This window comes from Citrobacter farmeri (genome assembly GCF_019048065.1).
Lineage (GTDB): Bacteria > Pseudomonadota > Gammaproteobacteria > Enterobacterales > Enterobacteriaceae > Citrobacter_A > Citrobacter_A farmeri.
On the sequence record NZ_CP077291.1, the window covers coordinates 2,485,524 to 2,504,130 of the forward strand.

The 18,607-nt window shown below is 54.6% G+C and carries 15 protein-coding genes and 2 tRNA genes; 12 read left to right on the forward strand and 5 right to left on the reverse strand.

From position 1 onward, the window contains the following. The first annotated feature begins 36 nt into the window (after window positions 1–36). The 4 genes from nemA to I6L53_RS11680 all read left to right on the forward strand — a co-directional run bounded on the left by nemA (window position 37) and on the right by I6L53_RS11680 (window position 7,216). A complete protein-coding gene (gene nemA, locus I6L53_RS11665) occupies window positions 37–1,134 on the forward strand; it encodes an alkene reductase (RefSeq protein WP_042319220.1) in 1,098 nt (365 codons plus the stop codon). A gap of 97 nt (window positions 1,135–1,231) precedes the next feature. After that, window positions 1,232–1,639, forward strand: a complete 408-nt coding sequence (gloA, locus tag I6L53_RS11670) for a lactoylglutathione lyase (protein ID WP_042319221.1) — start codon at window positions 1,232–1,234, stop codon at window positions 1,637–1,639. A 104-nt stretch (window positions 1,640–1,743) separates the two neighbouring features. Beyond that, window positions 1,744–2,391 (forward strand): ribonuclease T, encoded by a 648-nt coding sequence (gene rnt, locus I6L53_RS11675; protein WP_042319222.1) that lies wholly within the window; start codon window positions 1,744–1,746, stop codon window positions 2,389–2,391. Between the two features lie 145 nt (window positions 2,392–2,536). Continuing rightward, complete coding sequence (locus I6L53_RS11680) at window positions 2,537–7,216, forward strand: ATP-dependent helicase (RefSeq protein WP_042319224.1); 4,680 nt, start codon at window positions 2,537–2,539, stop codon at window positions 7,214–7,216. Window positions 7,217–7,290: 74 nt separating this feature from the next. On the opposite strand, the gene grxD is transcribed toward I6L53_RS11680, so the two are convergent. Beyond that, on the reverse strand, window positions 7,291–7,638 hold the full coding sequence (grxD, locus tag I6L53_RS11685; protein WP_042319226.1) for a monothiol glutaredoxin 4: 348 nt from the start codon (window positions 7,636–7,638) through the stop codon (window positions 7,291–7,293). Between the two features lie 335 nt (window positions 7,639–7,973). Here grxD and I6L53_RS11690 point away from each other — a divergent pair, with 335 nt between their 5' ends. Both I6L53_RS11690 and sodB read left to right on the forward strand, forming a co-directional pair. Continuing rightward, complete coding sequence (locus tag I6L53_RS11690; protein ID WP_042319227.1) at window positions 7,974–8,807, forward strand: C40 family peptidase; 834 nt, start codon at window positions 7,974–7,976, stop codon at window positions 8,805–8,807. A gap of 126 nt (window positions 8,808–8,933) precedes the next feature. Next, complete coding sequence (sodB, locus tag I6L53_RS11695; RefSeq protein WP_042319230.1) at window positions 8,934–9,515, forward strand: superoxide dismutase [Fe]; 582 nt, start codon at window positions 8,934–8,936, stop codon at window positions 9,513–9,515. A gap of 46 nt (window positions 9,516–9,561) precedes the next feature. On the opposite strand, the gene I6L53_RS11700 is transcribed toward sodB, so the two are convergent. Together I6L53_RS11700 and cydH are read right to left on the reverse strand one after the other, a co-directional pair. Beyond that, entirely contained in the window at window positions 9,562–10,728 is a 1,167-nt protein-coding gene (locus I6L53_RS11700; RefSeq protein ID WP_042319231.1) for an MFS transporter, read from the reverse strand. Between the two features lie 169 nt (window positions 10,729–10,897). Continuing rightward, on the reverse strand, window positions 10,898–10,987 hold the full coding sequence (gene cydH / locus I6L53_RS11705) for a cytochrome bd-I oxidase subunit CydH (protein ID WP_125368037.1): 90 nt from the start codon (window positions 10,985–10,987) through the stop codon (window positions 10,898–10,900). A 293-nt stretch (window positions 10,988–11,280) separates the two neighbouring features. Between cydH and purR the strand changes: the two genes are divergently transcribed. Further along, on the forward strand, window positions 11,281–12,306 hold the full coding sequence (gene purR, locus I6L53_RS11710) for an HTH-type transcriptional repressor PurR (protein ID WP_042319232.1): 1,026 nt from the start codon (window positions 11,281–11,283) through the stop codon (window positions 12,304–12,306). Here purR and punR read toward each other — a convergent pair. After that, window positions 12,303–13,235 carry a DNA-binding transcriptional activator PunR gene (gene punR, locus I6L53_RS11715; RefSeq protein WP_042319233.1) on the reverse strand — a complete coding sequence of 311 codons (933 nt, stop codon included), beginning with the start codon at window positions 13,233–13,235 and terminating at the stop codon, window positions 12,303–12,305. The two genes, purR and punR, sit on opposite strands and share 4 nt — an antisense overlap. Before the next feature lie 111 nt (window positions 13,236–13,346). Between punR and punC the strand changes: the two genes are divergently transcribed. Both punC and cfa read left to right on the forward strand, forming a co-directional pair. Next, on the forward strand, window positions 13,347–14,552 hold the full coding sequence (gene punC, locus I6L53_RS11720) for a purine nucleoside transporter PunC (RefSeq protein ID WP_042319235.1): 1,206 nt from the start codon (window positions 13,347–13,349) through the stop codon (window positions 14,550–14,552). Between the two features lie 291 nt (window positions 14,553–14,843). Continuing rightward, a complete protein-coding gene (cfa, locus tag I6L53_RS11725; protein WP_042319238.1) occupies window positions 14,844–15,992 on the forward strand; it encodes a cyclopropane fatty acyl phospholipid synthase in 1,149 nt (382 codons plus the stop codon). 38 nt (window positions 15,993–16,030) lie between these two features. On the opposite strand, the gene I6L53_RS11730 is transcribed toward cfa, so the two are convergent. Continuing rightward, window positions 16,031–16,672, reverse strand: a complete 642-nt coding sequence (locus tag I6L53_RS11730) for a riboflavin synthase (protein WP_042319240.1) — start codon at window positions 16,670–16,672, stop codon at window positions 16,031–16,033. Window positions 16,673–16,890: 218 nt separating this feature from the next. Here I6L53_RS11730 and mdtK point away from each other — a divergent pair, with 218 nt between their 5' ends. The 3 genes from mdtK to I6L53_RS11745 all read left to right on the forward strand — a co-directional run bounded on the left by mdtK (window position 16,891) and on the right by I6L53_RS11745 (window position 18,583). Further along, window positions 16,891–18,264, forward strand: coding sequence for an MdtK family multidrug efflux MATE transporter (gene mdtK / locus I6L53_RS11735; RefSeq protein WP_042320052.1), 1,374 nt, complete (start codon window positions 16,891–16,893; stop codon window positions 18,262–18,264). A gap of 151 nt (window positions 18,265–18,415) precedes the next feature. Continuing rightward, a tRNA-Val gene (locus tag I6L53_RS11740) sits at window positions 18,416–18,492 on the forward strand. Window positions 18,493–18,506: 14 nt separating this feature from the next. Beyond that, window positions 18,507–18,583 (forward strand) — tRNA-Val (locus I6L53_RS11745). The last annotated feature ends 24 nt before the right edge of the window (window positions 18,584–18,607 follow it).

Here is an 18,607-nt window from a genome sequence, read left to right on the forward strand (position 1 = left end):
CACTAGACGACCGGTCTATTCATAACGGAAAACATTATGTCATCTGATAAACTGTTTACCCCACTGAAAGTGGGCGCGATCACCGCACCTAACCGTATCTTCATGGCTCCGCTGACGCGTCTGCGCAGCATTGAGCCTGGCGACATCCCCACTCCGTTAATGGCCGAGTATTATCGCCAACGCGCCAGCGCGGGTCTAATCATCAGCGAAGCAACTCAGATTTCCGCACAGGCGAAGGGTTACGCTGGCGCACCGGGTCTGCACAGCGATGAACAAATCGCTGCATGGAAGAAAATCACCGCCGGTGTCCATGCTGAAAACGGCCGTATCGCCGTTCAGTTATGGCACACTGGCCGAATTTCTCACTCCAGCCTGCAACCGGGTGGTCAACCGCCGGTTTCGGCATCGGCTATCAGTGCCGGGACCCGCACTTCTCTGCGTGATGAACAGGGTCAGGCGATCCGCGTTGACACCTCAATGCCTCGCGCGCTGGAAACTGATGAGATCCCGGGTATTGTCAATGATTTCCGTCAGGCGATCGCTAATGCGCGTGAAGCGGGTTTCGATCTGGTTGAACTGCACTCCGCGCACGGTTACCTGCTGCATCAGTTCCTTTCCCCTTCTTCTAACCATCGTAGCGATCGGTACGGCGGTAGCGTGGAAAACCGCGCACGTCTGGTGCTGGAAGTGGTCGATGCCGGTATTCAGGAATGGGGAGCGGATCGTATCGGTATTCGCGTCTCGCCTGTCGGCACCTTCCAGAACGTCGACAATGGTCCGAATGAAGAAGCTGATGCGCTGTATCTGATTGAGGAACTGGGTAAACGTGGTATCGCTTATCTGCACATGTCTGAACCAGACTGGGCGGGCGGCAAGCCCTATACCGACGCGTTCCGCGAAAAGGTCCGCGCTCGTTTCCACGGCCCGATCATCGGCGCAGGTGCCTATACGCCGGAGAAAGCAGAAACCTTAATTGAAAAAGGGCTGATTGATGCCGTCGCCTTTGGGCGTGATTACATCGCTAACCCGGATCTGGTCGCGCGTCTGCAACGCAAAGCCGAACTCAACCCGCAGCGCAGCGAAAGTTTCTACGGCGGCGGCGCGGAAGGTTATACCGATTACCCGACGCTCTGATTTCCCCATCCGCATTACGTCATTGATAGCGGCGTAAAAACGCCGCTATACTAAAACAACATTTTGAATGTATTGACCATTTTTAAGGGGACAAAACATGCGTTTACTTCATACGATGCTGCGCGTTGGCGATCTGCAACGCTCCATTGATTTTTACACTAACGTCCTGGGCATGAAATTGCTGCGTACCAGCGAAAACACCGAATATAAATACTCTCTGGCGTTTGTCGGTTACGGCGAAGAGAGTGATGAAGCGGTGATTGAACTGACCTATAACTGGGGCGTCGATAAATACGAACTGGGCACCGCTTACGGTCATATCGCCCTGAGCGTCGATAACGCCGCTGAGGCCTGTGAACGCATTCGTCAGAATGGCGGCAACGTCACCCGTGAAGCCGGTCCGGTTAAAGGCGGCACCACCGTGATCGCCTTTGTTGAAGATCCGGACGGTTACAAAATCGAACTGATCGAAGAAAAAGATGCCGGGAAAGGTCTCGGTAACTAACGTCCTGCCGGGCGCAGTTGCTCTCTGCGCCTGTAGTTTTACTGCATCACTCCGCTTTTTTTGGCATAATGCGCGCTGCAATTTTTCTGTACTAAGAGACCCTGATGTCCGATAACGCTCAACTTACCGGTCTGTGCGACCGTTTTCGTGGTTTTTATCCCGTCGTCATTGATGTTGAAACGGCCGGGTTTAACGCCAAAACCGATGCGCTGCTTGAGATCGCCGCCATCACGCTGAAAATGGATGAACAAGGCTGGCTGATGCCGGACAGCACGCTACAATTCCACGTGGAGCCGTTTGAAGGCGCGAATTTACAGCCAGAAGCGCTGGCATTTAACGGTATCGACCCGTCTAATCCCCTGCGTGGCGCGGTAAGCGAATATGACGCCCTGCACGCCATTTTTAAAATGGTCCGTAAAGGCATTAAGGACAGCGGTTGCAGTCGCGCCATCATGGTGGCCCATAATGCGACATTCGATCATAGCTTTATGATGGCTGCCGCTGAACGCGCCTCGCTCAAGCGCAACCCATTCCATCCGTTCGTGACGTTTGATACCGCCGCGCTGAGCGGACTGGCTCTGGGACAAACGGTGCTCTCAAAAGCGTGTCTTGCGGCAGGCATGGAGTTTGACGGTACTCAGGCGCATTCTGCGCTGTACGATACCGAGCGTACTGCCGTGCTGTTTTGCGAAATCGTCAACCGCTGGAAGCGTCTGGGCGGCTGGCCGTTACCGCAGCCAGAAGAAGCCTGATTTCCTGGCCTGGTAACGCTGTTTATCAGGCCGCCCCGCCCTACCTCACTACTGTATATTTGACCAGTATCAATACACCCTGCTCATTTCCCGCTATTCTGTAAAAAGGTCTTGATCCGCCAACTCCGCAAAAGGGACAGGGAACATGTCAGCAAAAAATGCGTCGCCTCCGCTGCCGGATATTTTCTCGCAGGCAACCCGCGACTGGTTTACGTCGGCATTTCAGCACCCCACGCTGGTGCAGTCGCAAACGTGGGCGGTTACCGCGGCAAATCAGCATGCGCTGGTGATTGCCCCGACCGGTTCGGGGAAAACCCTGGCGGCGTTTCTCTACGCACTGGATCGCTTATTTCGCGAAGGTGAGGATAAATACACGACGCCTCCCTCTGGCAAAGAAAAGAACGTTACCCGCATCCTCTATATTTCTCCGATAAAAGCCCTGGGCACGGATGTCCAGCACAACCTGCAAATTCCCCTTCAGGGAATAAGTGAAGAACGGAGGAAATGCGCTTCGGCAGAGATAGCCATTCGGGTGGGTATCCGCACGGGAGATACACCGCCTCAGGAGCGAGCGAAGCTTAGTCGTCATCCGCCCGATATCCTGATCACCACGCCAGAGTCGCTTTATCTGATGCTCACCTCGCGCGCCAGAGAGTCGCTGCGCGGGGTTGAAACGGTGATCGTCGATGAAGTGCATGCAGTGGCAGGCACAAAACGCGGTGCGCACCTTGCCCTCAGTCTTGAGCGACTGGATGCGCTTCTTACGAAGTCAGCGCAGCGCATTGGTCTGTCGGCAACGGTGCGCTCTGTCACTGAAGTTGCCGCTTTTCTGGGTGGCGATCGTCCGGTTACCGTCGTCAATCCTCCCGCGACCCGTCACCCGGATATCCGCATCGTCGCCCCTGCCGCCAATCTCGATGACGTCTTAGCCGATAATAGCGATAGCGGCGATGCCATTCACAAAGGCAGAGAAGGTTCGGTCTGGCCGCGTATTGAATCCGGTATTCTCGATCAAATCCTTAGCCATCGCTCCACCATTGTCTTCACCAACTCACGCGGACTGGCAGAAAAACTGACGGCCCGCCTGAACGAACTCTATCTCTCGCGGCGGCAAGCGTTCCCTGAACCGCAGGGAGAACCGGTACACTATGACTCGTCAACCGGCTCCACCGGCAATCGGGCGCAGGATACCGGAGAATACATTGCCCGCTCGCATCATGGTTCGGTGTCCAAAGAGCAGCGGGCCGTCACGGAGCATGCCCTGAAATCTGGCGAACTTCGCTGCGTGGTGGCGACGTCAAGTCTGGAACTGGGGATCGACATGGGCGCGGTTGATCTGGTGATTCAGGTGGCAACCCCCCTTTCTGTCGCCAGCGGCCTGCAGCGCATCGGACGAGCCAGTCACCAGGTTGGTGGCGTATCGAAGGGACTGTTTTATCCGAGAACCCGCCGGGATCTGGTTGATTCTGCGGTGATTGTCGAATGTATGTACGCCGGGGAACTGGAAACCCTGACGCCTCCGCGCAACCCGCTGGATATTCTGGCACAGCAAACCGTTGCCACCGTTTCCATGGATCCGGTCCATGTGGATGACTGGTATGCCCTCGTCCGTCGGGCTTCCCCATGGAAAGATCTGCCAAGAAGCGCGTTTGACGCCACGCTGGATATGCTGGCGGGACGCTATCCCTCTGGCGATTTCGCGGTATTCCGACCGCGAATTATCTGGAATCGTGAAACCGGGTTATTAACGGCTCGCCCCGGCGCGCAACTTCTGGCGGTGACCAGCGGTGGTACGATTCCGGACCGGGGCATGTTCAGCGTGCTGCTCCCGGAAGGAGATGAACAGGCGGGTTCACGACGCGTAGGCGAACTGGACGAAGAGATGGTGTATGAGTCTCGCGTCAACGACATCATTACGCTTGGTGCCAGTTCGTGGCGTATTCAACAGATCACTCGCGATCAGGTTATCGTCGTCCCGGCACCCGGACGATCGGCCAGACTCCCGTTCTGGCGAGGCGAAGGCGTCGGACGTCCGGCAGAACTGGGAGAACGTATCGGTGATTTTATCCATACGATGTCCGATGACAACGCGGAACTACGGCTCTCACCCCGACTGCGCGATGACAATGTTCTGTCGAATATCAAAGGGCTGATTGACGATCAAAAAAATGCCACAGGCGTGCTCCCCTGGAGCCGTCATCTGGTACTTGAACGCTGTCGCGATGAAATGGGTGACTGGCGGGTTATTTTGCATTCGCCTTATGGCCGCCGGGTGCACGCCCCGTGGGCACTGGCGATTGGCGGACGTCTCCATGCGCAGTGGGGAGCTGACGCGTCGATTGTCGCCAGCGATGACGGGATTGTCGCCCGCCTTCCGGACAGCGACGGAAAACTGCCGGATGCCGCTCTATTTCTGTTCGAACCGGAAAAACTATTGCGCATTGTCCGGGAAGCCGTCAGCAGCACGGCGCTGTTTGCCGCCCGCTTCAGAGAATGCGCCGCCCGCGCTTTGTTGATGCCGGGCCGCACGCCGGGGCGCCGCTCTCCGCTCTGGCAACAGCGCCTGCGCGCAAGCCAACTTCTGGAAATCGCTGCGGGCTATCCTGATTTTCCCATTATTCTGGAAACCGCCCGTGAGTGTCTCCAGGACGTCTACGATCTTGACGCGCTTGAACAGGTTATACGTCGACTGAATACTGGCGAGATCCAAATTTCTGAAGTCACCACGCCAGCCCCTTCGCCGTTCGCCACCGACCTGCTATTTGGTTATGTCGCAGAGTTTATGTACGCCACCGATGCGCCGCTGGCGGAGCGGCGAGCTTCGGTCCTGGCGTTAGACAGCGAACTGTTGGGCAACCTGTTAGGCCAGGGCGATCCGCTGGAATTACTCGATCCGGAGATCATTCGCCAGGTTGAGGATGAACTCCAGCGACGGGCTGTGGGCAGAAAGGCCCAGGGAATGGAAGGCGTTTACGATTTACTGCGCGAGCTGGGGCCGATGACCATCGAGGAGCTTGCCGTCAGACACGAGGGAACGATCGCTGACGTCAGCTCTTGGCTCGATAATCTGTCCGCTGACAAGCGTATTTTCCCGGTAGTCATCGCGGATACTGAACAGATGGCCTGCATGGATGATGCAGCCAGGCTTCGTGATGCGCTGGGTGTCCGCCTGCCTGCGAGCCTTTCGTCTGCCTGGTTACACCCGGTGAACACACCGCTGCGGGATCTCTTTATGCGCTTCAGCCGCACCCATACGCTCTTTACCGGAACTCAGATTGCGCAGGCATTCGGATTGGGTGTGGCCGTCGCCGACGATCTCCTGCGCCAGTTACGCGATGAGGGCGTCCTGATCCAACTGCGGTCGGGAGCGGCATCCATTGCCGATGACGCGCGTGCTTCAACGTGGGTGAATGAAGAGGTATTTCATCGGCTGCGCATTCGCTCGTTGCATGCCGCCAGAGAGGCAACCCGCCCGGTCCCGGCGACGAGTTATGCCCGTCTGCTGCTGGAACGTCAGGGGATCATCTCACCCGCCGACGGCAGTCCAGCCCGTCTCCCCGCTTCTTCTGGGGGAATGCTGGAAGGAAGTGACGGTGTCACGAGAGTCATTGAACAACTGGCCGGAATCGGCCTGTCAGCCTCCTTGTGGGAAAGCCAGATTTTTCCTGCCCGGGTTCGCGATTATTCACCGGATATACTCGATGAGTTGCTGGCGACGGGTGAAGTCATCTGGTCTGGGCAAAAGAAACTGGGTGATGATGACGGACAAGTGGTACTGCATTTACGGGACTATCTGGCGGAGACGCTTTCCCCGCCGTCCGGTGACAGCGAGGCGCTTTCAGACTTACAGCGCGCGATTTTAGACGTCCTTTCAGGCGGTGGCGCATGGTTTGCGCAGCAACTGAGCGCGATGATTCAGGCCCGAACGCAAAGGTCTGGCAACGATGAGTGGATAACCCCAGCCACTCTGCATGAGGCCCTGTGGGGACTGGTCTGGCAAGGGTACATCACGACCGATATCTGGGCCCCGCTACGTGGCCTTTCGCGCACGGTCTCCGCATCGCGTCAGCCGTCACGACGCTCGCCGCGTATGCGTCGGGGACGCCCGACTTATGCCTTGCCTCGCCCGACGTCTGTCGCCGTACCGGTTTCTTACACTACCCCAGCGCTGACCGGACGCTGGTCACTGCTACCGGTTGAGACGCTGAACGATACCGAGCGCATGCTGGCCTGGACGGAGAATATGCTCGATCGCTACGGCGTGATCGGCCGACAGGCCGTGATTACGGAGAATGTCCCTGGTGGATTTCCTGCCCTGCAAACACTGTGTCGAAGCATGGAGGATTCAGGGCGCATTCTGCGTGGGCGTTTCGTCGAAGGAATGGGCGGGGCGCAGTTTGCCGAACGACATACTATCGATCGCCTTCGCGATCTGACCTCGTCGAATACGGAAAATCAGGCTTTTACGGCGGTGGCGTTATCCGCGAACGACCCGGCTAATCCCTGGGGAACGCTGCTGCCCTGGCCAACGCATCCCTCATCTCTGGTCCCGGCACGGCGTAATGGCGCATTTGTCGTCATCTCTGCTGGCCAGTTGCGGCTGTATCTCGCTCAGGGTGGGAAAAAGATGATGGTCTGGAGCGAAAATGAGGAGATGCCCTCGTCGGAGATCTTCAGCGCGCTGGCGAGTGCCTTACGCCGTGAACCGCGGCTTCGCTTTACGCTGACAGAAGTCAACGATACACCGGTACGGCAAACCACGCTGTTTACTTTGTTGCGGGAGGTTGGGTTTTCCAGTTCACCACAGGGACTGGACTGGGGGTAAGAAAGGCCGGAGGCAGGCAGAAATGAAAAGGAGCTTAGCCTGACACAGGAAAGCTCCTCTTAACCGTCTACTGATTACTCAGCGTCTGATTCTTCAGATTTGTATTTTGCAGCAGTCTCTTTGATCAGTTGCTGCAGTTCGCCGCGCTGGTACATTTCAATCAAAATGTCACAGCCGCCAACCAGTTCACCGTCAACCCACAGCTGCGGGAAGGTCGGCCAGTTGGCGTATTTTGGCAGTTCAGCGCGAATATCAGGGTTTTGCAGAATATCCACATAGGCAAAACGTTCACCACAGGCGGAAAGTGCCTGCACAGCCTGAGCCGAGAACCCACAGCTTGGCAGTTTTGGAGAACCTTTCATGTACAGGAGAATCGGGTTTTCAGCGATCTGGCGCTGGATTTTTTCGATAGTGGTGCTCATTGTCTTGCTTCCTTAACTTCTTTTACGGCAGTCGTCTGACATTGTAGCGGTTCAGAACGACATCGGAAAATAACATTTTCATTACGCTTTATTATTTTATCCTCTGAACGCTTAAGTTGCATTCCCAATAATGGTTTCCCCGGTGCTTATGCCAGAAGTGCGTGCCAAATAACCAAATTTAGCTTTGGCTGCTGTTTTTTTTTGCACTCAATAGCGAAACCGCATTTTTAACAATAAAAGCTATTAACTTTATCCATTTCTATAGATTAGAATCATCAGGTTTTGTAAATCACACGCAGGTATGATTGCGACCTGCCTTAACAGAGGAATGCTCAGTGGCGCGGATAAACCGACTTTCCCTCACGCTCTGTGCTTTGCTATTTACAACGATTCCCTTTATGCCGATGGCACATGCGTCCAAGCAAGCCAGGGACGCCTCTGCTCTTGCGCATAATAAGAAAGCCAGCGACAAAAAGAAAAGTACGGCAACAGCAAAAAAAACGCATAAAACCAGTCAAAAAACCGTCAAGAAAACCACCAGCAAAACCAGTACCAAAACCGCCTCTTCTTCTAAGAAAAAACTTACTGCTCCCGCTAAAGCCAGCAAAACCGCTAATCGCAAAGGAAAATCTGTCGCGACGAAGAAGACAGCCTCTGTCACCTGGAGCGAAAAATGCACCCCGCGCAAAGGGCACAAACCGACATGTGTGAAAGTGAAGAACACAGGGCCAGGAAAGATTGCGGATGCACATAAAGTCAAAGTGCAGAAAGCGACCAGCACAGCGATGAACAAGTTAATGAGCCAGATTGGCAAACCGTACCGCTGGGGAGGCACGTCGCCGCGCACCGGTTTCGATTGCAGCGGTCTGGTCTATTACGCCTATAAAGATCTCGTGAAATTCCGTATTCCGCGCACGGCAAATGAGATGTATCACCTGCGTGATGCCGCGCCGATTGACCGTGAGGAATTGAAAAATGGCGATCTGGTGTTCTTCCGCACTCAGGGACGCGGCACCGCCGACCACGTTGGCGTTTATGTCGGCAACGGCAAATTTATCCAGTCGCCGCGCAGCGGTCAGGAAATCCAGATCACGTCGCTCAGCGAAGATTACTGGCAACGCCACTACGTTGGCGCTCGCCGGGTCATGACCCCCAAAACCATTCGTTAAAACTTTACCCTGTTGTTAACGCAACAGGGTAAGTTCATCTTTTGTCTCACCTTTCAATTTGCTACCCTATCCTTACGCACAATAAGGTTATTGCGCGAAATACTATTAATAATAAGGAGAGAAGCAATGTCGTTCGAATTACCTGCACTACCGTATGCCAAAGATGCGCTTGCGCCGCATATTTCCGCCGAGACGCTGGAATATCATTATGGCAAACACCATCAGACCTATGTCACTAACCTGAACAACCTGATCAAAGGCACCGCCTTCGAAGGGAAATCACTGGAAGAGATCGTACGCAGCTCAGAAGGTGGCGTGTTCAATAACGCCGCTCAGGTCTGGAACCACACGTTCTACTGGAACTGCCTCGCACCGAATGCGGGCGGCGAACCAACCGGCAAACTGGCTGACGCGATTGCCGCCTCTTTTGGCAGCTTTTCAGAGTTTAAAGCGCAGTTTACTGATGCGGCTATCAAAAACTTCGGTTCTGGCTGGACCTGGCTGGTAAAAGGAAAAGATGGCAAGCTGGCCATCGTTTCAACCTCCAACGCCGGTACGCCGTTGACCACCGACGCTACCCCGCTGATGACCGTCGACGTGTGGGAACATGCGTATTACATTGACTACCGCAATGCGCGTCCTGGCTATCTGGAGCATTTCTGGGCGCTGGTGAACTGGGAGTTTGTCGCGAAGAACTTCGCCGCATAAAGAAGATAACGCAGAAGAGACTCTCTTCTGCGTTTTTGCCCTGCCGTTAACCTGCGACACACACCTGTTCAGGCTGCTTTCTCGCCGAGACAAACACCAGCAACAGCGCCATACCTGCCACTATCGCCCCCATGACCGGAACAAAACTGTAGCCTAACCCGCCTGAAATGACGGCCCCACCGGCGGCGGCGCCCAGCGCATTCCCAAGGTTAAACGCACCAATGTTCACAGAAGATGAGAGGCCAGGCGCTTCATGAGCCACACGCATGACGCGCATTTGCAGCGGAGGCACTACCGCAAAAGTCGCCGCCCCCCATACCACCATACCGATCGCCGCCCCCAGTTCATTTTGTGCCAACAAGGGGATGGCCAACATAATCATCATCAGCAGCAGCAAAAAGCCCTTCAGCGTACCGTTAACCGAGCGATCGGCCAGTTTGCCACCGAGGTAGTTACCAATGGAAAAGCCCACGCCGATCAGAACCAGCATCCCGGTAACAAAGGCCGGAGTGGCATGGGTGATGCTTTGCAGGACGGGTGAAATATAGGTATACAGCGTAAACATTGCGCCCGCCCCCAACACGGTGGTCAGCAGCGCAGAAAGCACCTGAGGACGCATTAACACCGCGAGCTCTTTTTTCACTTCCGGTCGCGCCCCGGCACCGCCTTTCGGCAACGAGAAAAAGAGACTCAGCATTGAAATCACGCCCAGACCCGCGGTTGCCATGAACGACATTCGCCAGCCGATGGTTTCACCCAGCCAGGTCGCCGCCGGAACGCCGCCGATGTTGGCGATGGTCAGCCCCATAAACATCGTGGCAACGGCGCTGGCCTGTTTGTGCTTCGGCACCACGCTGGCTGCCACAACGGAACCCAGGCCGAAGAACGCGCCGTGGTTAAGGCTGGTTAAAATGCGTGACAGCATCAGTGTGGTGTAATCCGGAGAAATCGCCGAGAGCACGTTACCAAGCGTAAAGATAGCCATCAGAAAAATCAGCGCATTACGTCGCCCGCGATGTGACAGCAGCAGCGTCATCAGCGGTGCGCCGACCATCACGCCGACCGCATAGGCGCTAATCAGCATACCAGCCGCAGGAATAGACACATCGACACCACGCGCGATGACGGGTAATAGCCCCATCGGCGAGAATTCGGTCGTGCCGATGCCGAATGCGCCGATAGCCAGCGCCAGTAACGGATAATTAATTTTCATGCAGTGATGACTCCGGCTCTTCGCGACGGATCGCGATGCTTAACTAAGAGTCAAAAGCATGACATCAATCACAAAAAAAGAGAAGTTAACAAAAATACAAAAGACTTTTGCAGATTCAATAACAATATGGCAGGAGGTTCGAGGGAGCAGACACTCCCCCGAGGGGAAATCAATGCATTGCCGCTGTCAGACCGCCAGCAACGATTAAAGCCAGAACAATAAACGTGGTCACTAATGAAAATTTCAGATCGGTGCTCATCAACTTTTCTCCTTTTTATTCCCACACAAAAAGTGATATAGCGCATTTTTGCACACTTGAGTGCAAAAATCTCCCACGATTTAGAGTGATATGTGCTTTTAATACTTCCCCTTTTCGTTAAGATCAGCCAAAATTCGACGCTTACTTGATTAGCGTACCGGCCATTGACCCCTTCCTGACGCTCTGTGGCGTTTTCCCGTCATGCCGCACCCACGATGTTGCGCACAGGATGAGTAAAGGCAAACGTTTACTTGCGTATTTTAATGTTCAGGTTGGGTCTGGAGTGAGATTTAATGGCAACAATTAAAGATGTAGCGAAACGCGCAAACGTTTCCACTACAACCGTATCACACGTAATTAACAAAACGCGTTTCGTCGCTGAAGAAACACGCAATGCAGTGTGGGCGGCAATCAAAGAATTGCACTATTCCCCCAGCGCTGTTGCCCGTAGCCTGAAGGTAAACCATACCAAGTCTATCGGTTTGCTGGCGACCAGCAGCGAAGCCCCCTACTTTGCCGAAATTATTGAAGCGGTTGAGAAGAACTGCTTCCAGAAGGGCTATACCCTGATCCTTGGTAACGTCTGGAACAATCTGGAAAAACAGCGTGCCTATCTGTCCATGATGGCGCAAAAACGCGTTGATGGTCTGCTGGTGATGTGTTCCGAATATCCCGATCCCCTGCTTTCGATGCTGGAAGAGTATCGTCATATCCCGATGGTGGTTATGGACTGGGGCGAAGCCAAAGCCGACTTCACCGATACCGTAATTGATAACGCCTTTGAAGGCGGTTATATGGCTGGCCGCTACCTGGTCGAACGCGGACACCGTGAAATTGGTGTGATTCCGGGGCTGATGGAACGCAATACGGGCGCTGGCCGTCTGGCCGGTTTTATGAAAGCGATGGATGAAGCGCTGATTAAAGTGCCAGAGAACTGGATTGTACAGGGCGACTTCGAGCCTGAATCCGGCTACCGCGCCATGCAGCAAATTTTGTCGCAAGCGCATCGCCCAACGGCGGTCTTCTGTGGCGGCGATATTATGGCAATGGGTGCCCTTTGTGCCGCCGATGAGATGGGCCTTCGCGTACCGCAGGACGTATCGCTGATCGGCTATGACAATGTGCGCAACGCCCGCTTCTTTACGCCAGCATTGACCACCATCCACCAGCCTAAAGATTCCCTGGGTGAGACAGCCTTTAACATGCTGCTGGACCGTATCGTCAATAAGCGCGAAGAGTCGCAGTCCATTGAGGTCCACCCGCGCCTGGTGGAGCGTCGCTCCGTTGCGGATGGTCCTTTCCGCGACTACCGTCGCTAAACGTCTTCTGCGGGAGTCTCGTCAGGCTCCCGCAACCACTCTTTGTTCAGCGTTTCGCTGTCTCCCAGATAGTCAAGCAGCCAGATTAGCGCGGGTGACATATCATTCTGCTGCCAGGTCAGGCAACACCCCGCATCCGGGAAAGGGTTCTCCAGGTTCAATGCCACCCACTGTCTCTTATTGAGATACGGCTTGGCAAAATGCGTCGGCACCATACCGACACAAAGCCCGGCGCTGATACAGGTCGCGGAGGAATCCCAGTCCGGAACCACCACCCGCTTCTGGTTGTCCAGCAACCAGGTCACGCGTTTCGGCAGCGTGCGGGAGGTATCTTCCAGTACCAGTGACGGCCAGTTGCGCAACGTGTCATCACTGAGAGGCCCGCTCATGGCGGCCAGCGGATGTGTGCTGGCAACGACACAACACCAGCTCAGCTTGCCCATATCGCGGAAGGTGTATCGTCCTCCGACCGGGATCGCCTGGGTTGCGCCGATAGCGAGTTCAACCCTGCCATCTGACAGCGCGTCCCAGACGCCGTTGAACACCTCCTGAAAGACCAGCAACTCCACGTCATCAAAGTGGCGGTAAAAATCGACAATCAGCTGTCGCGTACGCTCCGGGCGCACGATATTGTCCACTGCGATGGGAAGTTGTCCGCGCCAGCCGTTGGCGATCTGCTGACACTGCTGGCGCGTGATCTGCATTTTTTTGATGACAGAGCGACCTTCTTTCAAAAACCAGGCTCCCGCCGGGGTCAGCACGACATCGCGGTGACGACGTTCAAAGAGCGGAACCGCCAGCCACTCTTCCAGTTGGCGGACCGTATAGCTGACCGCCGAGGGCACCCGGTGCAACTCCTGAGCGGCGGAACTGAAACTACCGTTGCGCGCTACGGCATCAACCACTTCCAGCGCATATTCTGACCACATAATCTGCCTACAAAATTTTTGAATGCAATAAACAAATATTACCGTTTCACAAGCCGAAATTCACTCCCTACACTCTGCGCCAGTGTCATTCATTAAAATTAGAGAACAACTATGCAACCAGGAAAAGGGTTTTTAGTCTGGCTGGCAGGACTCAGCGTGTTGGGTTTTCTGGCAACCGACATGTATTTGCCCGCTTTTGCCGCCATTCAATCTGACCTGCAAACACCGGCATCTGCCGTCAGCGCCAGCCTGAGTCTTTTTTTAGCGGGCTTTGCCGTCGCGCAACTGCTGTGGGGACCGCTCTCGGACCGCTATGGCCGTAAACCGATCCTGCTACTGGGTCTGTCCATCTTCGCCCTCGGTAGCCTGGGTATGCTGTGGGTCGAAAGCGCGACGGGATTGTTGGTTCTGCGCTTTATTCAGGCAGTGGGTGTCTGTGCGGCGACAGTCATCTGGCAGGCGCTGGTCACCGATTACTATCCTTCGCACAGAATTAATCGCATTTTCGCGACGATCATGCCGCTGGTCGGGCTGTCCCCTGCACTGGCGCCGTTATTAGGAAGTTGGATCCTGACCCATCTTTCCTGGCAGGCGATCTTTGCCACGCTGTTTATCATCACGCTGCTGCTGATGGTGCCTGCACTGTTTTTAAAACCGACTTCCCGGGCGCGCGACGACAGTAAAGATAAACTGACCTTCACCACACTGCTGCGCGCGAAAACGTATCGCGGCAACGTACTGATTTACGCGGCGTGTTCTGCCAGTTTCTTTGCGTGGCTGACCGGCTCGCCGTTTATTCTGAGTGAAATGGGCTACAGCCCGGCGGTGATTGGCCTGAGCTATGTGCCGCAGACCATCGCCTTTCTGATTGGCGGCTACGGTTGTCGCGCCGCGCTGCAAAAATGGCAGGGGCAACAGCTTCTGCCCTGGCTGCTGGTTATCTATGCGCTTAGCGTGGTGGCGACATGGGCCGCAAGCTTTATTCATCACATCACGCTTGCGGAGATCCTGATCCCCTTCTGCGTGATGGCGATAGCCAATGGCGCTATTTATCCGATTGTGGTCGCCCAGGCGCTGCGCCCGTTCCCACAGGCAACGGGGCGTGCCGCTGCCCTGCAAAATACCCTGCAATTGGGTCTGTGCTTCCTGGCAAGCCTGGTGGTTTCCTGGCTTATCAGCACACCGCTGCTGACCACAACCAGCGTGATGCTGTCGACGGTCGTCCTGGCCGGAGTGGGCTACAAGATGCAACTGCAGCCCTCAGACGCCAGCGAGCAGCATGAAGATCGCGGGATTGCCCATAGCGAATCTCATTGATATCACTCACATTCGCCGTTAATTAGTCGACTAACAATTTTTGGTTGTATCATCAATTTTTGAGGCCTATACTAAATTTCGGTTGTTAAAATTACGATAATTATTATGTGTTAACGGGAACCGGAGCGTTCCCGGTTCACCATGGATGGCCTTTTCGGCAAGGGGTTCTCCCTTCCTCTGTTCTACGTCGGATAATAGACTCGCGGAATGACCCCGCGAGATTTCTCATAAAGCCCAAAAAGCGTCTACGCTGTTTTAAGGTTCTGATCACCGACCAGTGATGGAGAAACTATGAGTTCATCGTGTATAGAAGAAGTCAGCGTACCGGATGACGACTGGTACCGTATCACTAACGAATTGTTAAGCCGCGCGGGCATCGCCATCAACGGCTCTTCACCAGCAGATATACGCGTCAAAAACCCCGATTTTTTCAAACGCGTTTTACAAGAGGGGTCGCTCGGCCTGGGTGAGAGTTATATGGATGGCTGGTGGGAGTGCGATCGGCTGGACCAGTTTTTTAGCAAAGTCCTGCGCGCAGGACTTGAAAACCAACTTCCGCATCATTTCAAAGATACCCTCCGCATCGCCGGCGCTCGCCTGTTTAATTTACAAAATAAAAAACGGGCGTGGATCGTGGGTAAAGAGCATTACGATCTCGGTAACGATCTGTTCAGTCGCATGCTCGATCCGTATATGCAGTATTCCTGCGCTTACTGGAAGGATGCTGACACTCTTGAAGAGGCGCAGCAGGCTAAACTGCGGTTAATCTGCGAGAAGTTGCAGCTACAACCAGGAATGCGCGTGTTGGATATTGGCTGTGGTTGGGGCGGTTTATCGCACTATATGGCGACGAAGTACGGCGTCAGCGTGGTTGGTGTGACCATTTCCGCCGAACAGCAGAAAATGGCACAAACACGCTGTGCCGGACTGGATGTGTCGATTCTGCTACAGGATTATCGCGATCTGCACGATCGGTTCGATCGCATTGTGTCAGTAGGCATGTTTGAGCACGTCGGTCCTAAAAACTACCCGACCTATTTCGAGGTGGTCGATCGCAATCTGAAACCAGAGGGACTGTTCTTGCTGCACACTATCGGTTCGAAAAAAACCGATAATAATGTCGATCCGTGGATCAATAAGTATATCTTCCCGAACGGCTGCCTTCCGTCCGTGCGTCAGATAGCCAACGCCAGCGAAGCACACTTTGTGATGGAAGACTGGCACAACTTTGGCGCGGATTACGACACAACGCTGATGGCATGGTATGAACGTTTCCTCGCCGCCTGGCCTGAAATTGCCGACAACTATACCGAGCGCTTTAAGCGGATGTTTAGCTACTACCTGAACGCCTGCGCCGGGGCGTTTCGCGCCCGTGATATTCAGCTCTGGCAAGTGGTGTTCTCGCGCGGTGTCGAAGACGGCCTGCGCGTTGCCCGCTAATCTTCAAGCCCCCGCCGGGTTGCGGGGGCAGCGCTGTTTTACATGTCGCTGGCGGTGTTGTTCACCGCGGCTTCACGCGCGGCCAGCACGCGTTCTACCGTATCCACTACGGCCTGTGTTTGCGGGTCGATTTCGATATTGACGCGCGCCCCCAGTTTTTTCTTACCCAACGTCGTTCGTTCCAGTGTTTCCGGAATAAGATGCACGCAAAACCGCGTCGCGGTCACTTCGCCGACGGTCAGGCTGATCCCATCAATACCGATAAATCCTTTATACAGGATGTATTTCATTAACGTCGGATCCTGGACTTTGAACCAGATCTGACGGTTATTCTCTGAAGTGAGGATCTTTGACACTTCCGCCGTGGTCATGATGTGACCGGACATCAAATGCCCGCCAATCTCATCGCTGAATTTTGCCGCGCGCTCGACGTTCACCTGATCGCCAATTTTCAGATCGCCCAGATTGGTAATACGCAGCGTCTCTTTCATCAGATCAAAACTGATGCGGTTGCCGTGAATTTCAGTCACGGTCAGGCAGCAGCCGTTATGCGCCACCGATGCGCCCGTTTCCAGCGCGTCCAGCATGTATTCAGGTAATTCCACTACATGGGTGCGAAAATTTGGTTTTTCATCAATCGACACCAGTTTTGCGGTGCCCTGCACAATACCTGTAAACATACCTGCAACTCCTGAATTCAGTTAAGCCATTTCTGCCTGCCACAATAGCAGTTGGAAAATCAGGTTGCCAGTGAAGCACCCACTACCCCTGTTTTTTCACTGGAGAAATATGCATTCATCGCTACAATAGACTGAAATTTCCCCTGCATCTTCTTCTTGCTGCCACTCGTGGCGGCTTTTTTAGTCTCTCAAATAAAAACAAAATGATAGGTGTACACGTGCAGAAGTATATCAGTGAAGCGCGTCAGTTATTGGCTCTGGCAATACCGGTGATTCTTGCGCAAATCGCCCAAACCGCAATGGGGTTCGTTGATACCGTGATGGCGGGCGGCTACAGCGCCACCGACATGGCGGCCGTCGCCATTGGGACGTCTATCTGGCTGCCCGCCATACTGTTCGGTCACGGGTTGCTGCTGGCGCTGACCCCGGTGATTGCTCAGCTCAACGGCTCCGGACGTCGTGAGCGCATTGCGCATCAGGTTCGCCAGGGATTCTGGCTGGCAGGCTTCGTCTCGCTGCTGATTATGGTCGTGCTGTGGAACGCCGGCTATATCATCCGCGCGATGCACAATATCGATCCGGTTCTGGCGGATAAGGCCGTCGGCTATCTGCGCGCATTATTATGGGGCGCACCCGGCTATCTGTTCTTTCAGGTCGCGCGTAATCAGTGTGAAGGCCTCGCGAAAACCAAACCCGGCATGGTGATGGGTTTTCTCGGCCTGCTGGTCAACATCCCGGTGAACTATATCTTTATCTATGGTCACTTCGGCATGCCGGAACTTGGCGGTGTCGGCTGCGGCGTGGCAACCGCAGCGGTGTATTGGGTGATGTTCTGCGCGATGCTCTGGTATGTCAAACATGCGCGTTCGATGCGCGATATTCGTAATGAACAGCGTTTCAGTAAACCGGATAACGCGGTGATGAAACGTCTGGTGCAGTTGGGCCTGCCGATTGCGCTGGCGCTGTTTTTTGAGGTCACGCTGTTCGCGGTCGTGGCACTGCTGGTTTCACCGCTGGGTATTGTCGATGTTGCGGGTCACCAGATTGCCCTGAACTTCAGTTCGCTGATGTTTGTATTGCCAATGTCGCTGGCGGCGGCGGTCACCATTCGCGTGGGCTATCGTCTGGGACAAGGCTCGACGCTGGATGCGCAAACCGCCGCGCGTACGGGTTTAGGCGTTGGCGTCTGCATGGCGTGTTTTACGGCGATCTTCACCGTGTCGCTGCGTGAGCATATTGCCCTGCTCTATAACGACAATCCTGAAGTGGTGACGTTGGCGGCGCAACTGATGCTGCTGGCAGCGGTGTATCAAATTTCGGACTCTATCCAGGTTATCGGCAGTGGGATCCTGCGTGGTTATAAAGATACGCGCTCAATTTTCTTCATCACCTTTACCGCGTACTGGGTGCTTGGACTGCCGAGCGGTTATGTCCTCGCGCTGACCGATCTGGTGGTGGATCGCATGGGGCCGGCTGGATTCTGGATGGGTTTCATCATCGGACTGACGTCGGCCGCGATTATGATGATGCTGCGGATGCGCTTCCTGCAACGCCAGCCGTCGACGGTCATTCTGCAACGCGCTGCACGATAAAACGGCAATAGCCGCCGGTTGGCGGCTATTCTCTCGACATTTTGCGCACTTCCTCCGCAATCGGGTGAAATCCGGAAGAAAATTACCATTTCCCTCTTGCCTCATCCCGGCTCTGCCGCTAATATTCGTCCCCGTTGTCACACACAACATTGCGTTCATAGCTCAGTTGGTTAGAGCACCACCTTGACATGGTGGGGGTCGTTGGTTCGAGTCCAATTGAACGCACCATCTCATCTTGATATGCGTCTGTAGCTCAGTTGGTTAGAGCACCACCTTGACATGGTGGGGGTCGATGGTTCGAGTCCATTCAGACGCACCATTTCGTTATCTTCCTGTTATTCGA